General features: G+C 33.2%; 15 protein-coding genes. 6 read left to right on the plus strand and 9 right to left on the minus strand.

Going from position 1 to position 19,053, the window contains the following annotated elements; translation table 11 throughout:
• Positions 1-116: 116 nt before the first annotated feature.
• Positions 117-452: a hypothetical protein gene (locus tag G7092_RS28275; protein WP_166095243.1), complete on the minus strand. Its 336-nt coding sequence runs from the start codon at positions 450-452 to the stop codon at positions 117-119.
• 311 nt (positions 453-763) lie between these two features.
• On the opposite strand from G7092_RS28275, the gene G7092_RS28280 reads away from it, so the two are divergent.
• Positions 764-1,744: a hypothetical protein gene (locus G7092_RS28280; RefSeq protein ID WP_166095245.1), complete on the plus strand. Its 981-nt coding sequence runs from the start codon at positions 764-766 to the stop codon at positions 1,742-1,744.
• A gap of 250 nt (positions 1,745-1,994) precedes the next feature.
• On the opposite strand, the gene G7092_RS28285 is transcribed toward G7092_RS28280, so the two are convergent.
• The 3 genes from G7092_RS28285 to G7092_RS28295 form a co-directional block, all read right to left on the minus strand.
• Positions 1,995-2,567: a helix-turn-helix transcriptional regulator gene (locus G7092_RS28285; protein WP_166095246.1), complete on the minus strand. Its 573-nt coding sequence runs from the start codon at positions 2,565-2,567 to the stop codon at positions 1,995-1,997.
• A complete protein-coding gene (locus G7092_RS28290; RefSeq protein WP_166095248.1) occupies positions 2,564-3,751 on the minus strand; it encodes a site-specific integrase in 1,188 nt (395 codons plus the stop codon). Before G7092_RS28290 ends, G7092_RS28285 begins: the two co-directional genes overlap by 4 nt.
• A gap of 85 nt (positions 3,752-3,836) precedes the next feature.
• Complete coding sequence (locus tag G7092_RS28295) at positions 3,837-4,385, minus strand: helix-turn-helix domain-containing protein (protein WP_166095250.1); 549 nt, start codon at positions 4,383-4,385, stop codon at positions 3,837-3,839.
• A gap of 872 nt (positions 4,386-5,257) precedes the next feature.
• On the opposite strand from G7092_RS28295, the gene G7092_RS28300 reads away from it, so the two are divergent.
• The 4 genes from G7092_RS28300 to G7092_RS28315 are packed head-to-tail and all read left to right on the plus strand — an operon-like array spanning position 5,258 to position 10,537.
• A complete protein-coding gene (locus G7092_RS28300) occupies positions 5,258-7,714 on the plus strand; it encodes a sensor histidine kinase (RefSeq protein WP_166095252.1) in 2,457 nt (818 codons plus the stop codon).
• Position 7,715: 1 nt separating this feature from the next.
• A complete protein-coding gene (locus tag G7092_RS28305) occupies positions 7,716-8,342 on the plus strand; it encodes a hypothetical protein (RefSeq protein WP_166095255.1) in 627 nt (208 codons plus the stop codon).
• Positions 8,342-8,899 carry an HNH endonuclease family protein gene (locus tag G7092_RS28310; protein WP_166095257.1) on the plus strand — a complete coding sequence of 186 codons (558 nt, stop codon included), beginning with the start codon at positions 8,342-8,344 and terminating at the stop codon, positions 8,897-8,899. The genes G7092_RS28305 and G7092_RS28310 overlap by 1 nt, the downstream gene beginning before the upstream one ends.
• Positions 8,900-8,923: 24 nt before the next feature.
• Positions 8,924-10,537, plus strand: coding sequence for an Eco57I restriction-modification methylase domain-containing protein (locus G7092_RS28315; protein ID WP_166095260.1), 1,614 nt, complete (start codon positions 8,924-8,926; stop codon positions 10,535-10,537).
• Between the two features lie 672 nt (positions 10,538-11,209).
• On the opposite strand, the gene G7092_RS28320 is transcribed toward G7092_RS28315, so the two are convergent.
• The 4 genes from G7092_RS28320 to G7092_RS28335 all read right to left on the minus strand — a co-directional run bounded on the left by G7092_RS28320 (position 11,210) and on the right by G7092_RS28335 (position 15,675).
• Positions 11,210-11,743, minus strand: a complete 534-nt coding sequence (locus G7092_RS28320) for a hypothetical protein (RefSeq protein ID WP_166095262.1) — start codon at positions 11,741-11,743, stop codon at positions 11,210-11,212.
• Positions 11,744-12,225: 482 nt separating this feature from the next.
• Positions 12,226-12,657: a hypothetical protein gene (locus G7092_RS28325; protein WP_166095265.1), complete on the minus strand. Its 432-nt coding sequence runs from the start codon at positions 12,655-12,657 to the stop codon at positions 12,226-12,228.
• 2 nt (positions 12,658-12,659) lie between these two features.
• Entirely contained in the window at positions 12,660-14,018 is a 1,359-nt protein-coding gene (locus G7092_RS28330) for a hypothetical protein (RefSeq protein ID WP_166095267.1), read from the minus strand.
• A gap of 364 nt (positions 14,019-14,382) precedes the next feature.
• Positions 14,383-15,675, minus strand: a complete 1,293-nt coding sequence (locus tag G7092_RS28335) for a hypothetical protein (RefSeq protein ID WP_166095269.1) — start codon at positions 15,673-15,675, stop codon at positions 14,383-14,385.
• An 86-nt stretch (positions 15,676-15,761) separates the two neighbouring features.
• On the opposite strand from G7092_RS28335, the gene G7092_RS28340 reads away from it, so the two are divergent.
• Entirely contained in the window at positions 15,762-17,306 is a 1,545-nt protein-coding gene (locus G7092_RS28340) for a hypothetical protein (protein ID WP_166095272.1), read from the plus strand.
• On the opposite strand, the gene G7092_RS28345 is transcribed toward G7092_RS28340, so the two are convergent.
• Positions 17,307-18,836: a glycosyltransferase family protein gene (locus G7092_RS28345; RefSeq protein WP_166095275.1), complete on the minus strand. Its 1,530-nt coding sequence runs from the start codon at positions 18,834-18,836 to the stop codon at positions 17,307-17,309.
• Positions 18,837-19,053: the final 217 nt, after the last annotated feature.

Consider the following 19,053-nt stretch of genomic DNA (forward strand, 5'->3'; position numbering starts at 1 on the left):
AAAATGAATCATTTTGATTCAAATAAGATCATTAAAAATCAAATAAATTCATTAAAATTTCCCCTATAGTTTCCCCCGTCAGTAAGTAGATGATCGCTATATTATTGATATGAAAGTTAGGATTCAAGGCCTACATAATAAACATAAAAGTGTTTCGGCTTTGCTGGTTGACTTTTTATAACAAGGCAGTCTTTTTTATTTTTTTGAGTTGGCTTAATAACAAATGGATCATCTCCTGTTTGATATTCTTTATATGCTATATCTAATTTATCAATAGAGGTATCGTCATCAACTTTCCATACTATTCCTTTATAAGTAAAGTATGCAAATACTCGAATGCTTCCTCCTGTCAATTGTCCATTTAGGCGTTGATGCTCGACATTAGCTTTTTTATACGGTATTACAGCATTTTCATAAAATTCGCTGTAACTTTTAAACCTCTCTTTTTTCATCAATTATCTTTAATATAAGGCTTGTAAAAGTAAAGCCCCAATAAGCCCTGAAGTTAAATAAATTTTAACGCCTCAAAACAGTTTACTACTTTAGAGCATGAAATAATTAATCACAATCATATATAAGGCATTGCGTTAAGCAAAACAATCCCACTACTGAAAGGTCGAAAATTCAAAATGGATGGGAAGTTTAGCAATAACGCTCACGGTAAAGCGTGGGCGTTGCTATTCTTCGTCCATTAGGGATTCGACCCCCTCAGTAGCGAAGATGGTGACGTTCCACGCTTTGTCGTATCCAAAGCCTTAAACCAATGAACACTTCATCTAAAAATCTCAAATCATCCCTTCTTTTTACTCTAACTTTCTTGATCTTGGCTAATACTTCATATTGCCAGCAATCGTTGAAAAGACCAACCTCCTCGCTCAACTCGTTTGGTATGGAGATTAATTATTACCGTTATTATTTTTCAGGAATAAAAGTTATATCATTTGGCTATATGGAATTAGCTTTTCCAAACCTTGGGCATACAGACGTTTTGGCTAAGATCGAACAATTGTCCACCAACCAAAATGTTCAAGATCGGTTTTTCTATATCGCATATAAAAAAAATGGATCAAAAAAGGCAGACTTTAAGGATATGCTTTATTTATTGAGCAAAGATGCCTCTGCGTCTGTCGCAATTAGTGATTATTATATCAACAGATTTAGCTCACTAGCATCAATAAAAGATTTAAGAATTCAATATGATAAAATTCAACGTGACCAAGATCAAAAAGCGCTTAAAAAGAAATTGGATGATGAGCAAAAGGCACTAAATGATTATGCCAATAAAAAAGCTGATTCTTTAAATGCCTTAGTAAAGCCTATTGATGGTACCAAACAGTATTTAAACCTATCCGAACTGCTTGAGTTTATTAGAAGAGATCGATTTCCTATAGATGAAATAAAGGGCTTTATGTCTCAGCATTCAAGCTTAGATTGGGATGTTAAAGCTTTTACTGGTGTCGTTTACATAACCTGGGATAATGATGATTCTTTAAATTATTTTCCTCAAAAACATACGATAGAAATTGAAACTATAAATAAAGAGATGTATGAATTTACGATCCAAGATATTGAAATGTACCATCCCGAGTTGAAAAAAATCACATATAGTCACAAACTAAATAATGCGGTTAGGACTGATTATAAAAATGAAAAATATATAATAAGTTGTGAAACCTCACCGGGAGGTAGTATGGGTAATACAAATTATCAAATCACAATTTCTCGTGTACAAGATCTTAAATAATATAATTGGGGGGATACCATAAGCTGATCTTTTATACCGAACCTTTTGATCAAACCTAATTCATCAATTAATAAATGCCGTAGAAGAGCGATAATAATTTAGGTGCAAGCTTACTCACCTTAGTATTTATCTTTTATCTACGGCATTCTTTAGGCAGGAAAACGGTATTGAAAGCTTGTCGAGCGATCTCGGACCTCAACTGTATTTTGCTTAGCTATGTCCGTTGAGCTGTACAACTTTGATCTGGTTGTTACTTGCCCCTTTTTCGTTTATTTACCGAATCAAATACTTGCTTTTTTACATGCTGTTCTTTGCCTTCTTCGTCAAATAACCAAGCTGATATTAGGTTTCGGCTGAATGCCTTTTTACCCCCGACCTTTGTACAAGGCATCCCTTCAGCAATTCGTCTATTTAACGTTGTTCTACTGATATCAAACATCTTGAGTACTTCATCTTCACTGAGCATGTCTTTGTCTTCGGGACTATATGCCTTCGTTGCTTTTATAAAGTCTAGTTCAGCTTCAATGAATCGAATTGGGTCATTTAGTTTTTGTTCCTTCCTGATAGAATCAAAGAACTCCCTGTCAACCCTGTATTGTTCAGGGTCCGGCCGTCTCGGGGTTTGCATCAACAACTTTTTGAGCTTGATCAATACCAGTTCCCGATCTTCGTTTGGCTTACAGTTATTCAACATCCGACAGATAAATAATATCAAATCTGTATTTACATATAACATTGACAGGTAGTTTATAGTTGCCGTGTGCTTATTGAAATTGTTGCTTATCAATTCTTGTTTTATTAAATGTAGTCTGTTTGTTTTCATACTAATTCTTTTGTTTTGTATAATAATGATAACCTCTTCACGGAATTAATTATATCGCTGCTCAATGGTTTAGCATAGATGAGTGTTTCTTTAATATTCCTGTGTCCCAATAGTTTCATTACATGAATGTCTATCGTGCCTGACTGGAGGTGATTACTGGCAAATGAGTGGCGACCACAATGAAAAGAAATAGTTTTTTTAATATCTACCAGCTTCATTACGTCTTTTAACCCACGATTTATTACTGGGTTTGCTATGGTAGGAAAAACCAGCCTATCATCGTTATCTGGAACTAACCTTATATATTTATTTATCAAATCTAAAGCCTCATCATTTAGCGGATAAACTTCTGGCCTTTGAGTCTTTTTTACTATAAAGTCAAGCCTCGGTGTGTCCATATCTGTTTTTATATTCTCCCCCCTTAGGTTTATCACATCTGAATATCTTAAACCGGTATAGCAGCTAAACAAAAACAGATCTCTTACAGATTGAAGATTGGGCATATTCTCCGGTATAACCGTTCTGGCTAATAAGTTTACTTCTTCCAACGTAAGGGACTTTCGGACACCTTCGGTCTGTTTAACTTCAAACCCCTCATATGGATTTCTTTCGATATGTCCACATTCCACTGCTTTGTAAAGAATTGATCTAAAACATTTGTGTTTTACAAACCTTCCGTTAATAGAATTCCCTCTTTTTGTTGCCAAAAATTGATCGAACTGACGTATAAGCGTCGTAGATAAATCCCCAAAGCTTAATTTTTTATTAAACTGCTTTAGTATAGTTAAAACCGACTTGTACGATTTAACTGTATTCGGCGAATAATCAGTACTCAGAGATACCTGCGCTTCCCAAAAGTCAAATAGATTTACATTAGAAGTGCCTTTAAAATATGATTCAGCCACAAGTATTGTTACAGGCTTTTTCAAGTTTTGAATTTTAAGCATTGCTGTATCAAACCCACTGATCTTGTCGTTTAGAAATTGAGCTAATAACTTTCCGTCTTTACCAGAGGTTTTAGGCTTTTTATTTTTAGCATCCCAGTCATTGGGGTGAATGAATTTTGTAGAAGGAATTTTGGTGAATGATTTACCAACCCTTAAAGAAAAGTATATCGGGCATGTTCCATCCGCCCTTTTTTTATCTAAACGAATCACCGCTTTCACAGAATATGATAGTTCCATAATGTATTTATATTTTTGATTAATATCCAGCGGGTATTTGAGAATAAAAAATATATTTTAAATTAACCAATTGATTATCAATTATTTATTTTTTTTTAACAAATTTCATATATCGCCTTCTTAATGCAGCAAACTGAATATGGATACGTCGGTGCCAGGTATGCTTTTCCTTATATACCTCATTCGCAATCATCCCCTTTTCTTTTAGCTCGTTTAGATACAATTTCACTGATGATTCAGATTTACCCATTAGTTGGGCTAAATACGGGTTTGAGGCCCAGCAATATCCTTCATTATAAGCAAGACTACTGATCATAAAAAAAAGTCTTACGGCTGCATCAGATAGGGTGAGATCATGTAACACATATAAGGAGCATAAAAATGCCTTCCCCCTTTTTATGTGAATCTTGTAGTTGTTTTCAAAGCCCTGAGCGGTATATTTTTCAATTGATGGTTCTGATGCTTCAACTGGTTCTTTGTATTCATCAAACTCAGACCACCTTTCCGGATCTGGTTTAACCACGATCCCTAATTCTCGACGTTGCTCGATAAGTTTTCTTATTTTAGACATAGGTTCAGAAGAATTTCCGATATTTGTAATCGATTCTTTGTTACTGTTTTTTGGAGTTTTCATTATGTTTACGAAGGTTATTTTGCCCTTCATAAACACATAACTAAGATTTCAATCCCATTCCCGTTATTTTTTTCAAAAATTCCATAACAAATTCATTATCAATATGATAATTTTTATATTTTCTCCATTTTCCTACTTTTTACAAAAAATTGGATTTTCTGATTTCATTTTTCCGTAAAAAAATGCTGGGATGCCTACCGTTTTATCTAGGGATAACTAAGAGCAGTTTATAGCAGTAAAATATCCGCATAGAGCGACTTAACTGGACTTGGGCAAAGGTGGTATTACCTGCCTAAATAAATTAGTTGCTAAATCGAGCCCTAATTGCTTTTTTTTAAAATTACCGCTGGGCAAAATTTGTACGTAAATTTTCCGGTTTCGCTTTTCTGAGGTTTGATTTTTCTTTTTTCCTGATTCCAGTTTTCCATTACTTTTCAGACTCTGAAATAAAAAAAGAAGCGAGGCGATCGCAGAGAGCCTCTTTTGTAAGTTTTGCTTCTTTAACGTTAGAAAGAAGTATATATAAATATAGTATACGTATAGGGCTATACGTAAGCTCCCCCCCCCCCCGGCTCAAGGATAACCCTGGGTCTAATTCAAAATCATAAAGCACTTTTTTTATTTGTTTTAATTAATTAAGCTCTTAATATTAGATCAGTCTTATTATAGTTTAAGTATTACAATCCAGAGCTAGAAACAAATTACTGTATAATTAGACCTCAGAAGTTCATTAATAACCTATAAAATCCCCTTTAAAGAATACGGATATTTTAAGCTAGTTTAGGGTTACCATTTTAAAGGAATTTAATTTGACAAATGAATAAATAAATCCTTATTATATTTAACATTATAAAGTATTTTATCACAAATTAATGCAGGTTGAAAAAATAGACTTTGCTGGCATGTTAGCCGAATTAAGAATTCGTTTACAACACGAGTTGGAAAAGGATAACATAAACGAAACGAATGTTTCTTCTTTAAAAGATGAAATTGAAGTACTGGAAAAAAAACTAGTTCCCTTTACTGTATCAGCAAGAACTGCAAGACTAATTGGCCAAGAAAACTTTGCAAATGCAGAAGGCGCCATCATTGAGCTTGTAAAGAACAGCTATGATGCTGAAGCTTCGGTATGTGTAATTATTATTGACCCAATTAATGACAGGATCGGAATTTTAGATAATGGAGATGGGATGACCGATAAAATTATCCGTGATAGTTGGATGACGATTGGAACAGATGACAAAAAAGTAAACTTCAAAACCAAATCAAGGATAAAAACAGGTGCAAAGGGTATTGGTAGATTTGCATTAGACCGTCTGGGTAAATCAAGTACAATGATTACGAAAACCTTAGAATCTGAATGCGTATTATGGGATGTTGACTGGGATCAATTTGATCAGAAGGGTGCTATTATATCTGATGTGAGGGCTACGATACAAATAGGTACAATTTCATTTTTGGATGAATTAAATAATATTGAAAATAATACTGTTGCAAAAGGGACTTTTATTGATCATTGGATAGAGGAAAAAGGGGTGTTAATACTAATTGATGGATTGAAAGATAACTGGGATGAAAAAGCAACCCAATCTCTATATTCAAATTTAGAAATACTAGTCCCTCCTTTAGAAACCAATATATTTCAGATTTACTTATACAGTACCCTCGAACCTGGAAAATTTGGACAGGTATTGCCAACTATTTGCGATGATTTTGATTATAAGATTGAGGCAACTATAAAGGATGATCAATCCGCAGAAATCACGGTTACTAGAAATGAACTTAATCTAACGGAACTTAAAAGAACAGGCTTTTTTGAAAAATCAAAGCTGACCCAAGAACAATACAAAGAGGATAAGTTTAGTTCAGGCTCTTTTAAAATCGACACAACGCTTGCGAAGTTAGTTGCCGGATTTAAAGATATTGATATAAATGACAATCTTTCTAAAATCGGAGCCTTTACGTTTTCATTTTATTTCATGAAAAGAGGTGGAGGCCAAGAGAAGGATGAGGATGTTGGAAAATACCCCTACAAGACCGTCAATTACAGTGCTCGTACTCAATGGCTTGATAAATTTGGCGGAATAAAAATATTCAGAGACAATTTCAGAGTACGTCCTTATGGAGAAGTTAAAAGTAGCTCATTCGATTGGCTTGATCTTGGAAAAAGGGCGTTAAGTAACCCAACAGTAACACGACCGGGTTATCATGTCAGACCACAGCAAACCTATGGTTTGGTTAATATATCAAGGATTGGCAATATTAATTTTGAAGATAAATCCAGCCGGGAAGGGCTACAGGAAAATGACGCATTTACCCTATTTAAAGAAGTTATCAAATCAATTATAGAAATATTTGAGAACGACAGAAATCAAATTATGATGTCGTTAAAAAAAATCTATGATGAAAATAACAAGAAACGGAAAGCTCAGCTTGAGGCAGATCGGATAATCAGCGAAAAGAAGGCCAAACAGGGTAAAAAAGAAACAAAATCAGAAGAGGAACAAAAAACTGAAAAGGAAACTCTAATAACTGCCATAGAGGGTTACAAGGAGGACATAGAGGAATTACAAGATGAGCAAAAAATACTGCGTGTGCTTGCAAGTGCAGGACTGATTGTAACTTCTTTTGCCCATGAATTCAGAAATCATACAGATAGCATATTACCTCGAACAAAAGAATTGAAAGACGTACTTCTTCAGGTTATTGATATTAAAAAGTTAGAATCTTTACCTGACTTTTTTGACCCATATCTAATGCTTTCTGATATGCGTAAACAAGATGAAAGGTTAAAGAGCTGGCTTGAATTTTCTATTTCTTCTGTTAGAAAGGATAAACGTTCAAGAAGAATGATCAATATGGTTACCTATATCGGTGAGTTAGAACGCCTATGGAATTCTCTATTATCGAGAAGGCAAACAACATTAATAATTGATAAGGGCAATTTCCTTGAAGTAAATTTTAATGGCCATGAAATTGACCTTGATGGTATCTTTAATAACTTAATTACTAATTCAGTGGACGCATACAAACGTCAGGACGCTGGAGATAAAAGGGAAATAAAAATTAGTTTTGCATTTGACCCAATTAGGGGTATTAGTGCTGTTTACGAAGATTTTGGCCCTGGCCTATCGGAAGAAATTACTGACCCCAATCAGATATTTCAGCCTTTCTTCACTACAAAGCGAGATGACAAAACGGGTGAAAAAATTGGAACAGGACTCGGTATGTGGATTGTAAAATCAACTATAGATGAATATAGTGGTGATATTGAGATCTTAACTAGCCGACCACATTTTAAAGTAAAAATAACTTTACCGAATCACTAATATGACGAAGTTTACAGTGGCGTACATTGACGAGTCCGAATCTGATATCAGAAGATTTCAAAGATTCTCTTATAGCTATTTCAATGTTTTACCTATCCTCCCACTACCCGATATTAAGGAAACTATTAAATTGATTATAGATAGTAATATCGATGCAGTAATCGCAGATTTTGATTTATCAGAGCAAAATGCCCAAATTCATTTTGATGGAACAGACCTTGTTAGGGCTGTTTTAAAAAAAAGAGAAGGATTTCCAGTGTTTATTTTGACTTCATTTGAAGACGATGCTATAAATAAAGGAGATGATGTTAATATTGTTTATGAAAAAAAGGAGCTTGATGAGGGTAATAACTTTTTAGATAGGGTTAAGAGTCAGATAGAAAAATATAAGCATCAACTTGAAGTAAATGAAGCCAGAATCATTGAATTACTTCAGGAAAATCAAAAAAGGAAATTAGATGCGTTTGAAAAGCAAGAATTAAAAGAGTTGGATTCAAAAATTGAAAAAGCATTAGATAAGGAAAGTCAAATTCCGAACTCGTTAAGAGATGAAAAAGAGTCTAACGAGCTAGCTGAATTATTAAAGGCAGTGGATCAATTGGCAAATAACTTAAAAAACAAACAGTAATGCAGCTCCCATTCAGAAAAACAGCCCCAACTCGAACCTATAAGGGTAAAGAATATTCTGATTACAACCATTATAAAGACCATTTAGAAAAGGACTTTGAAGAACGATGTGGCTACACAAACTGTCATCAATTCTGGTTTGGAGGTAGAAGAACATTTCAAATAGATCATTTTAAGCCCAAAGTCAAATATCCAGAGTTACTTACCAAATATTCTAATTTAGTTTATAGCTGTTCTTACGTTAATCGAGCTAAGAGTGACGATCTCAATGAATACCTAGACCCCTGCGATACAGATTATAATTTACATTTTTACCGAGATCAGATAGGCCATATATATCCAATGAATACATCTGATACAGGAAAATATATGTATAAAGCTCTAAAATTATATTTAAAACGATATAGTATTATATGGATGCTGGAGGCCTTAGAAGAAAAAATGGATATCCTCCAAGGTCTGGTAGATCAGACAGGAGATGAACAAGCCAAAAACTTATTTTACGTTATTACAACTAAATATATGGCGTACAAGAAGTATCTGAAAGCTGTTCAATAGTTTTCTTGTATTTTTGTTGCTGAAATGAGTTCAAAAAAAACAACCGGTTCTTACTATACTCCAGATCATATATCCGGTTTTATATTAAACTACTTAGCAAAAGATCTTCGAAATAAAACCAATCTATCCATTTTAGAACCTAGCGTAGGTGATGGTGCTTTTGTTAAGGCATTCAATGAATCTAAACTTTCTACAAAAGACAAAAGCATTAAATTTACGGGTATTGACTTTATTGAACCTGAATTACTAAAAGCCAAAAAAGCATCTGCTAAAAAACCTAAGAAAAACACTACATATGAATTCATATGTACCGATTTTTTAGAGACTCAAAAACAATTAACTGCTGAATATCAGTTAATTGTTGGAAATCCGCCTTATATCTCTAAAAAACTACTAACAAAAAAACAAGTTGATTTTTGCGGAGACATTCATGTCAGCGCAGGGTTATCTACAAATTCCATTAAGAATATTTGGTCTGCTTTTTTAATTAGGTGCTGTCAGCTACTCAGTGATGATGGAATTTTATCTTTCATTTTACCTGCAGAAATGCTTCAAGTTTCATTCGCTAACGAGTTACGCTCCTTTGTAAGTAACGTATTTATCAGAGTTGAAATATTTACCTTTAACGAGCTGTTATTTGATTGTAAAGGACAGGATACCATATTGCTTATCGGCTATAAACAACATATAAATCCTGGTCAATATTATACTCACATAAGTGACATTAATGATCTTTTAAGTAATAAGTTTAAGATGGTTAAGAATCAGGCTCTAAACACTAATAATACAAAATGGTCACATCACATGTTGGACTCAAAAGATCTCGACTTTTTATATAACATAGCATCGACATTACATGAAATCGATTATTATTGTGAGTCCAAACCAGGAATCGTTACCGCAGCAAATAATTTCTTCATTATAAATAATCAAACCGAAGACCAGTATCATTTAAATAATTATACTCATCCGATCATTCAAAAAGGTCTTTTTGTCAATGGTAGCGTTGTATTTAACGAAGATGATTTTGAACATTTACAACAACAAGGTAGACCTACAAAAGTATTGGTATTTAATGATAACAATTCGGGTTATCTCACCGATAAAATACAAGATTACCTTAAAATTGGTGAAGAGCTGGAAATTCCATTAAGATATAAATGCACAAAGAGAAAGACTTGGTACCATATCCCTAACATCTCGAACATACCAGAAGGTTTCTTCTTTAAAAGGTCGCATAACTATCCAAAATTGCTTAAAAACAACGCTAATGTACTTGTTACAGATTCGGCATATAAAATACAAATGAGAGATGGCTTTGCCATCAATAATCTTGTATACTCTTTCTATAACTCATTCACTTTATTATTTGCGGAATTAGAAGGCAGGTATTATGGTGGTGGGGTGCTAGAGCTGATCCCAAAAGAATTCCAAAACCTTCCTTTACCCTATGTTAATATCTCGGTAGAAGGTTTTAACAATTTCTCTTCTTCATTTGAAAGGAAGAATACGATTCTTGATGTTCTTACAATAAATGATCAATTCATTTTGGGTGAATCACTAGGACTTAGTTTAGAAGCGATAAGTAAAATCCAACTTATTTATAAAAAATTAATATCTAAACGTCTTCGATATTAAATTATAGCTGTAAACCCATCGAGCTGGTTTGTTATAATCAAATTTTCTACATATCCATTTTATAGAATTCGATTCTGGTTAGGAATCGAACGAAAGTGGTAAATTTCAAAAAAGAACAAAGTTTTCGTGTTTTTTTATTTGAAGGGGGAAACTATAGGGGAAACTTTCGTCAATATACCAACGACTTTACTGTCTTAACTCAATATAATTCCCCTACCTATAATCATTCAAATGACGTTCAATTAGGTATATCAAAAGAGGTCATCTGAATTCAAATAGTGTCAATTTCGCTCAAATAAATTTCCCTATAGCCTTCAAATCGGCCCATTAAAGAATCAGCATTAAAATAATAATGCATATTATTTTGGTACTTGAAGTACGGCGTTTCAAATGTAAACATTGTACCAATTTTACCCGTCATTACCCATACTTGCTTGAATACGTCATCTTTACTCAATGAATAATTTTTTAATATTAAAATACCAGATGCTGAAAACGTATATTCAGTATTTGTATTTCTGAAATCAATTTTTGAAAAGGAACTAGTTGTTATGATCGTCCAAAAAATGACATTCTTTTTCATCAATAAGAAAAAATAAGGGAGATCTTTCATATATGATTCACCTATAGTTCTGTGTAACTACTCAATTTTTGGCCAATGCTATAAATAACCTATTGTTGTTTTATGAACTCCGTCCTTTTAAAAATTATGAAAGCATTATCGCTTTGCTTTTGTGATATACTTTTGTTAATATAAAGTGTGACAATGAATTTTTCCTTAACCCAATTATAGGCGCTTGGATCTACTGGTTCAATACCTTGTTTAATTCCGAAATAGCTCGCGTTATCAAATATTCCATACTTGTCCTTTAAGAAATTTAATAAAACCGGAGTGTATTTTAAAGAAAAGAAAATACAATCAATCAATTTGAAGTCATCTACAGTAAAGCCAACCTTTTCTATAATTAGATTCTTTTCATAAAGTTGTTTATTATTAATCGTAAGTTGGTATGTAACTGTAAATGGATCAAAATCATCTGAACCATTCGTTTTTTTTATGTTCAAATCATGTTTTAATAAACTATCAATCGATTGGCCTAAGTGTAATTGATTGTTCCTGAAATTTATACTAACATCATCGAATACTTGCGCCTTTGATTGGGTAGTACAAGCTAAAAGAAATAAGCATACTATAAAATTTCTCATAAGAATGAGCATCTGATGGGGATAATTGCTGGTAATAAGCAAAACTTCTACTCACGTTTTAATAGGAACAATTTTCAAGTTCTGGATTTGGCATAACACAACAAATCAAGTAAATAACTTACCCTGATTTGTTGTGAAAAATGATTAATATAATCCCCAAAGCCGTTATCGCGTCATAGGATGACCGGTATTCTTATCCTTAAAAAGAATATAAAAGTTCACAAGTGTTGCCTTTCTTTGAAGTATTTCCTAATGTAAATCAACAGCCAATACAAAATAAAAGTAATGATCAAATCAAGAAAAAGATTTACAAATAGAAAAGAGAACTTTGTTCCTACTCCATTTCCTGATTCAAAATTAGTTCTTTGAAGATAAAGAAATGGAAAGCCTACTTCATTGAAAGAGAATTGATTCCACAGCAACGGAAGTACTGAGATCAATAAGAGGCAAAAAATAAATACAAGAAATTTCTTCATATTAAGTTAATTATTGATTATGTTAATTTTAATAGCAGCACCATATAAATCGGATATTAAGTATGAAACACGTGCGATTTTCCCCGCTATGTTAACTTTACCAACTTTGGTGCGAGTTTCACTGATTTTTTTATTGTTTATTAGATGTGATTCTGTTTCAATGGTTAGCCCTTCACCTAAAATAAGAGGCAGACTGTCAACAAAAACGGGGTCATTCAGAACCAATGTGATCCAAATATTCTCATTCCTGAACGCAATCTCAAGATAATCAAATAGCCATGGCCCAATCGGAAATTTTTTGAATTTATAATGATCATCCCAAATTTCTTCATAAGTAAATTGATGAATGTTGATTTGTGAAAAACCATTATTCACGATAACGGAATTGATTAAATCATTGCTTTTTACTGCACTTATAAATTCGGTATCTTCCAGCATATTTAATTACAACTTCCCCCGGAGAGCGACTTAGTATAAGATCTTACTGATACCGTTCCATAATTATTGTTATATGAAACTCTTCCTCCGTATGCTTGGATTTCGTTTTTCAAAAGGTTATAGTATCGGGTTAACATCGCTTGACTTTCAGTATTAGTTGAAGGAGGGCGTGATGATTCTACCTGACTTTCAAGAATTTCTTCCGCAGCATCTTTTGCACGTGCCGTCAACTGAGCGGCTTTACCTGCTGAAATAACTTCTCCATTAGCACGTATTCTGGGGAATTCAAAATAAAGAACTTTTGAAAAAGTACCTCGGTAATAATCGACATGAAGCGTATTATTAGCTTGCCATTCCGTAATGAAATCAAATCTCAAGTCCGTTACGCCACAAACTTGATAATCTCCGAGAACCGTAGGAACATATCCCCAAGATTCGCAATTCGAAGGAAAATCAGGGTCTCGTTGACCGTTTAATTGCCCGATCCCATCTTCACTATTATAGCTACTATTCCCAGAAGGACTACCAGTTGATCCCCCTCCTGTACTACCACCCGGTGGAGGGTTTGTAGGAGGATTGGGTGGAAATCCACCGCCGCCGCCCGGATTACCGCCTGTCGGAGTTCCTGAGATAACTACCTCAGAAAGCGTGCCACCAAAGCCACTGCCGCTTGCAAGGCCGCTACCACTGGCATCCTGAACTCTTAGTCTTCCATCCGGGGTATATAAATAAGTGATTTCTTGATATACTGCAATTCCATTCGCATCTAAGCTATATTTACTTAGATAGATATCCTTGCTGTGGGTTGATTTTGCAATGGTTATATTATTCTGTTTAATGTTTCCGTTTTCGTATACCGCTCCTTCAGTCCATCTGAAGTTTAAATCACACTGTATAATCGCTCCATTGAAACCTACAATGATGTTGCTATGGAAGTTTTTAATCAGATTATCTAGTTCATGGTCGACGGGGTAATTAAAACCAACAAATTCTATAATTTTGCCATCGGTGATCTGGTTATTATTAGCTTCAAATACATATAATCGTCTTATATTTATTGATCTGTTGCTCACATGATCTTCAATCGTCGGCACAGCGATAAATTTAGTGCCGGGCTTAGAATCAATTGTCCAGGAATCCTTCCATTGAGGCTTTAGGGTAACAAAATTTTCGGTCTTTTGGTTAATAGCTGCACTTTGGGCAACTATTTTGTCATTCCAAATCTTTGCAGATTCTAAAAGATCTGCTGAAACGTTAGGGTGGTCATTTACTACTAAATTATTGATCTCTTTTCGACAAGCAAAAATCAATAAACATAAGGTGAAAAGAACGGTGATAAAGGATAAGGTTCGCTTTTTCATCTAAGATTGCGTTAAATTTTTAATAAATTACAGGATATGCAGGTGTTATTGTTCTGAGAATGCCATTATCGACATAATGAGTAGCAGGAGTAATAAAATTTCATAAGATGCAGGCTATTGGTTATGACTAAGTTATAGTTTATTTTATTAAGTACAAATATTAAAAAAATTAATATCTAATATTAGGATTAAACAATTCGTTGTTTTGCCCCTGCCCTAAAAAGAAATCATTTAATCGCATTGAGGCTAAATTATAAAATCGAACTGCAACTATTAAATTAGTAATGATAACAATCGACAATAAGATTATTCCTATCCGTTCCTTGTTTAAATATTTGCTCATTTTTTTTGATTTGTTTTATTTTTAAGGGTTTTTGCAATCGCTTCTATGCTCCATTACTGTTTTGATTTTCCTTTTTAATGTAATCGAATTTTCCCATACGAATGAATGATTATGAGTGTAGAAAGCAAAAAAACAGGTATAAATAACCGACATTCCCAAAACATAGCTCCTAAAGGATAATATCGAATTAGCTTTAACAATTATAGATGCTAATATAAAATAAATGCCAATGGACGACAGATAAGCATACCTATCGGCTATAGCCGAATATCTTGCCAGAGAAAATAGATTGCTTACGACTAGTATGTGTATCAAAAAAAATAAAGTACCAAAAAATATCCATTTTCTTAATAGAAAGCGTTTCAAACAAAACAATGCCACAGGGATGAAAAACGGATATGCCCAAAGCCACATAGGTGGTTTTTCTCCTATTTGAAAAGGATATGGATAGACATATGATAAATTTACCGGGATAAATATTTTGGTAAAATATTCAGAAATAGTGTAAAAAAATAAAAACATTCTGTCGGTAATTGGATAAAATTTTCCGCCTCCAAATACAACCATACCTTGTGATTGCAAACTAGCCAATGCGAAAAGTAAGGATAATACCACAAAGGGCAGCTTTTCATACCACACAATGCCTTCCTTGAAATCCCGTTTGTACACAAAATCAATTAGCAGCATACATACCGGCATAGTCACAGCCTGTTCTTTTGCTCCAAAGGATATTATAAAACCAATAATAACCAGATAGAAGTAAATATTTTTCTTCGTATTGATATATTTAATGTAGCTGATCAACGACATCAGATAAAACATAGCATACAAGAGTACTTTTGATGCAGAAACCCATGCAACAGGCTCCAGATTTACCGGTGCACATGCAAAAAAAATAGTTGTAAAAAACGCAACTTGTGCATTTTTTATTGCAGTATATGAAAACAAGGCCGTACTGATTTTACCAACAAATTTGTAAACAAGTGCGGCGTTTATTAAATGTATAACAAACCCACCAATGTGGTAATACATTGGATTATAATCAAAATTTTCAAAGATTAAGGAATAATATAATTGATTTACCGGAGCATATTGGCCATGATAGAATTCTGTTATTATAGCATATAGGTTTTTTCTGGCTAGTCCATCTTCAGTATAATGATTGGTTACGAAAGTTTGATCATCCCATCCTATAACAAAGCTGAAGTTATGAACCGGCCAAAATATCGCCATTAAAAGGATGGTGATAACCAGTAAATGAAACCAGTTAAAATGCTTTGTGTATAACTCAAAAACTTTAGAAGAGTAAGCCATTAACGGTGAAAGGTTTATAATATGAAGTTAGTTTTTTTCGATATTAGTACAAATAAATTTATTATTTAATACCAAATCTAATATCAATGTTCAATTTGGGATATATCCTTCACAATCGAAAAAAGACTTTTGTACTTCTCTTGATCGGTGTTTTTATATTGTTTTTTTGGTGTTCCTGGACTTATAAGTTAGATATATTACCCGGTTTACATGGTGATGAGGCATGGTCAGGATTAAAAGCGGATCACTTTATCAAACATTCCTTCGACCAAATCACCGGAATGAATCATTATTCAGGAATTTTACAGGCAAGCTTGACCCAAGCCGTCTTTAGTTTTTTTCCCATGAAAGTATTTTATCTCAGGATAGGCGGCGCTTTATTTAACCTTTTGGGATTAATCATTATATGCAGCACCTTGTTACGCCATAAGCATTATTACAGTGCTTTAGCTTTTTTAGCAATTTTTAGTCAATCTGCACTTTACTTAACATCGCCGAGGGTAGCCTGGGAGGTCAATACATTCACGTTATTTTTTCTCTCATTGTTGCTTGTTTCAGCAATCAATATTTATAAAAACAGTCCTCATAGAAGATTTTGGGTATTCATCCTGTTACTTACTAATATCTTGGGCACTTATAATCATATTATTTTTTCGGCTGTTCCTATATCCATTTTTATTGGGTTATGTTTATGGACCTTATACGGAGGTGATTCTAGTGTTAAAAACCTGATAATTGTGTTTGGTATCAGTATTGGAAATATAATTACATTATTTTTTTTGATGAAGTTTTTCCAATTCCCAATCTTATTATTCATTCGTTTTATCCCATTTGTCGTTGGTGGAGTGCTAATTGCTGAGTATTGGCTATTAAACAAGCTTTCTGATATTTCTTTAAAACTTCCGCCACCTAACTACTTTCAATTTTCAATCAAAGTTTTACTCCTGACCTCCATATTGCTTTTTTTTATATTCCATGGAAAAGCTTTTTTTGAAGTTCTAACAGGATATAAAATTTTTCTCCAAAACTATTCGTACGAAAGCTCCTTCCTTTTCCGTGCTTTGTTTATTGCATGTGCAGTCGTATTTATCTTTTATCTTTTTAAATATCTATGGCAAGATTTTCAGAATAGTGGATCTTCACTATATGCATTTTTGATAATTACGTATTTAGGCGTAATCAATCTGTACACAGTAAAAACATCTTTCAGGTATTATCTCGTGATTTATGCTCTTGTTGGTATTTATATGGCGTTTAAGTTGAGTGTTAATGTTAAAGGGGCAATCCCGTTAATCATCACGCTGGTTTTATCTTTTGGTCTAATGAATACTATTCAATTAGAGGTTTTTACAAGCAAAGAAACGCAGATACGAGCAGTTAACTTCAGAATAGGGAATGGTCAGATTGAAACTTCCGCCCATTTTTTACCCAAAGAGCCTTTGCTACATTTCCTTCGAAATAACAGGGTTGGTTATATTAATTATCTTAATGATAATTCATATTTTCTGGTTTTGCCTATTGAATTTTATAAATTGAACCGGTCTTGGAAGGAAGATATAAATAACAAAATATCTGTTGATTATGATTATGTCAATTATAGGAATGGATATATTTACTATTTAGAGCACTAACTATTTAAACTCATAAACAAAGATCTGTGAATTATTTAGCGAAGGTTTATAGAAATTATAAATCATTGTAGTCAACTCAGGGATGTTTTGATAAACTTTTATCAGACCTATACTTTTCATAAATCTAAGCGACTGGGGGCCTGTAATATCGTTTTTATAAATTATTAAGAGATTTTTGTATTGCCGCTTTTTATGTTCTAAAAGGTCGGATTGCCAAATAGTAGTTATCCGGTCGATGTGTAGCCCCGAACTACTATAGTAGGAATTTTTGGGTATTACCCAATCAACATATGGGTTAATACCTCCATTCATTATTAGATTAGTCTTATCCTCTTTATAATTTCTGTGAATATATTCAGTAACTACCGTTTCGTTTAATCCAGCACCTGTAGATGCTATTGCGAAAAGACCGACAATGTTAATAACGAAGAACAAGCTCCAGATAAAGCCGATTACATATTTTTCATGAGTCGGCTTGAGTTTTATCCGGATTATATTTTTATAAAGTTTTTGGTAGGACAAGATTAATAATAAGGGGGAGAGATTAACTAAGGGGAATAAAAATCTTAACTCCTTGTGGGGAATTATTGAATGAATAATTATAAATGGTATAATAACCCAAAATAGCAAGTTTTTAGCATCGTAATACAAAAGTGTAAAAAAGGCAATAATAATTAATATACCGAACAAGATGCTAGGAGCATTTAGAATGTAAAGAGCATATTGATAAAATGGAGAGGTTCCGAACTTATTAGAGACACCCTGAATTAAATTTACATAAAAATAATTATAAATAGAAAATGTGAATTTACCATACAGCCAATAGTCTATAACCAGCCCTGTAGCCATTACCAATAAAACGGCAAGCAGGATTGTTAAGAAGTTCTGAATTTTGATCTTTTTGACAAAAACAAACCAAAAGAGAATGCCTATAACAAAAAGAGCGGATTGGTATCTGAAAATTATTGAAATACCAAGAAGTAAGCCAATAATGAAATATGATTTCTTGTATTCCTGATAACGATATTTTTGTATGGCTGTTAAAGTCAGCATTAAGAATAGTCCTGACCAAGTCTCGGACGAAAAACGAATATTTATATAAGGTAAAAACCATAACAGGTAAGACAAAAAGATAAAGTATACCTGTAAAGATTTGGCAACACATGGCCTATAAGCCTCAATAAACTGCCTTATTACAATTACTGAAAATATAGCAGTAACAGCTCGAAGTAAAAACGCGAGGTCATAACCATCAGTTACTTTTAAATACCCAAACAACTTAAACAACACGTAACAGATCATTGGCTGTAATCCAGATCGTATTTCTGATCTAAATTCCCAGGCCAGTCTGTCAACTGGCAGTAAGCCAAGTTTATAATTTGCAAATTCAATAATTTGATAGTGTTCATCTGGCTGGATGTAACCAGAACTTTTGAAAGCCACAAACAAATAGAATAGCAATACTATAAAAACGAAAAAATTTGTTTTTTTTGTTTGGGGTATAAACATACTTGAAGATATTCCTTTCATTACTTAAGTGTCTTCAATCAATAATACTAAATATTTTTATCCTTTTTATATACAGAAGAGGCGTTTATACCTTTTATAGTAGATGTTGTTTTGATAGAAACTCAAAAATCTAGGAAAAACGATTTATTTTGATTTTAAGTGAGATCTATTCGTATTAGGAATCGAACGAAAATGGTAAATTTCAAAATAGAGCAAGATTTCCGTTCTTTTTTTATTT

This window comes from Mucilaginibacter inviolabilis (genome assembly GCF_011089895.1).
GTDB classification, from domain to species: domain Bacteria; phylum Bacteroidota; class Bacteroidia; order Sphingobacteriales; family Sphingobacteriaceae; genus Mucilaginibacter; species Mucilaginibacter inviolabilis.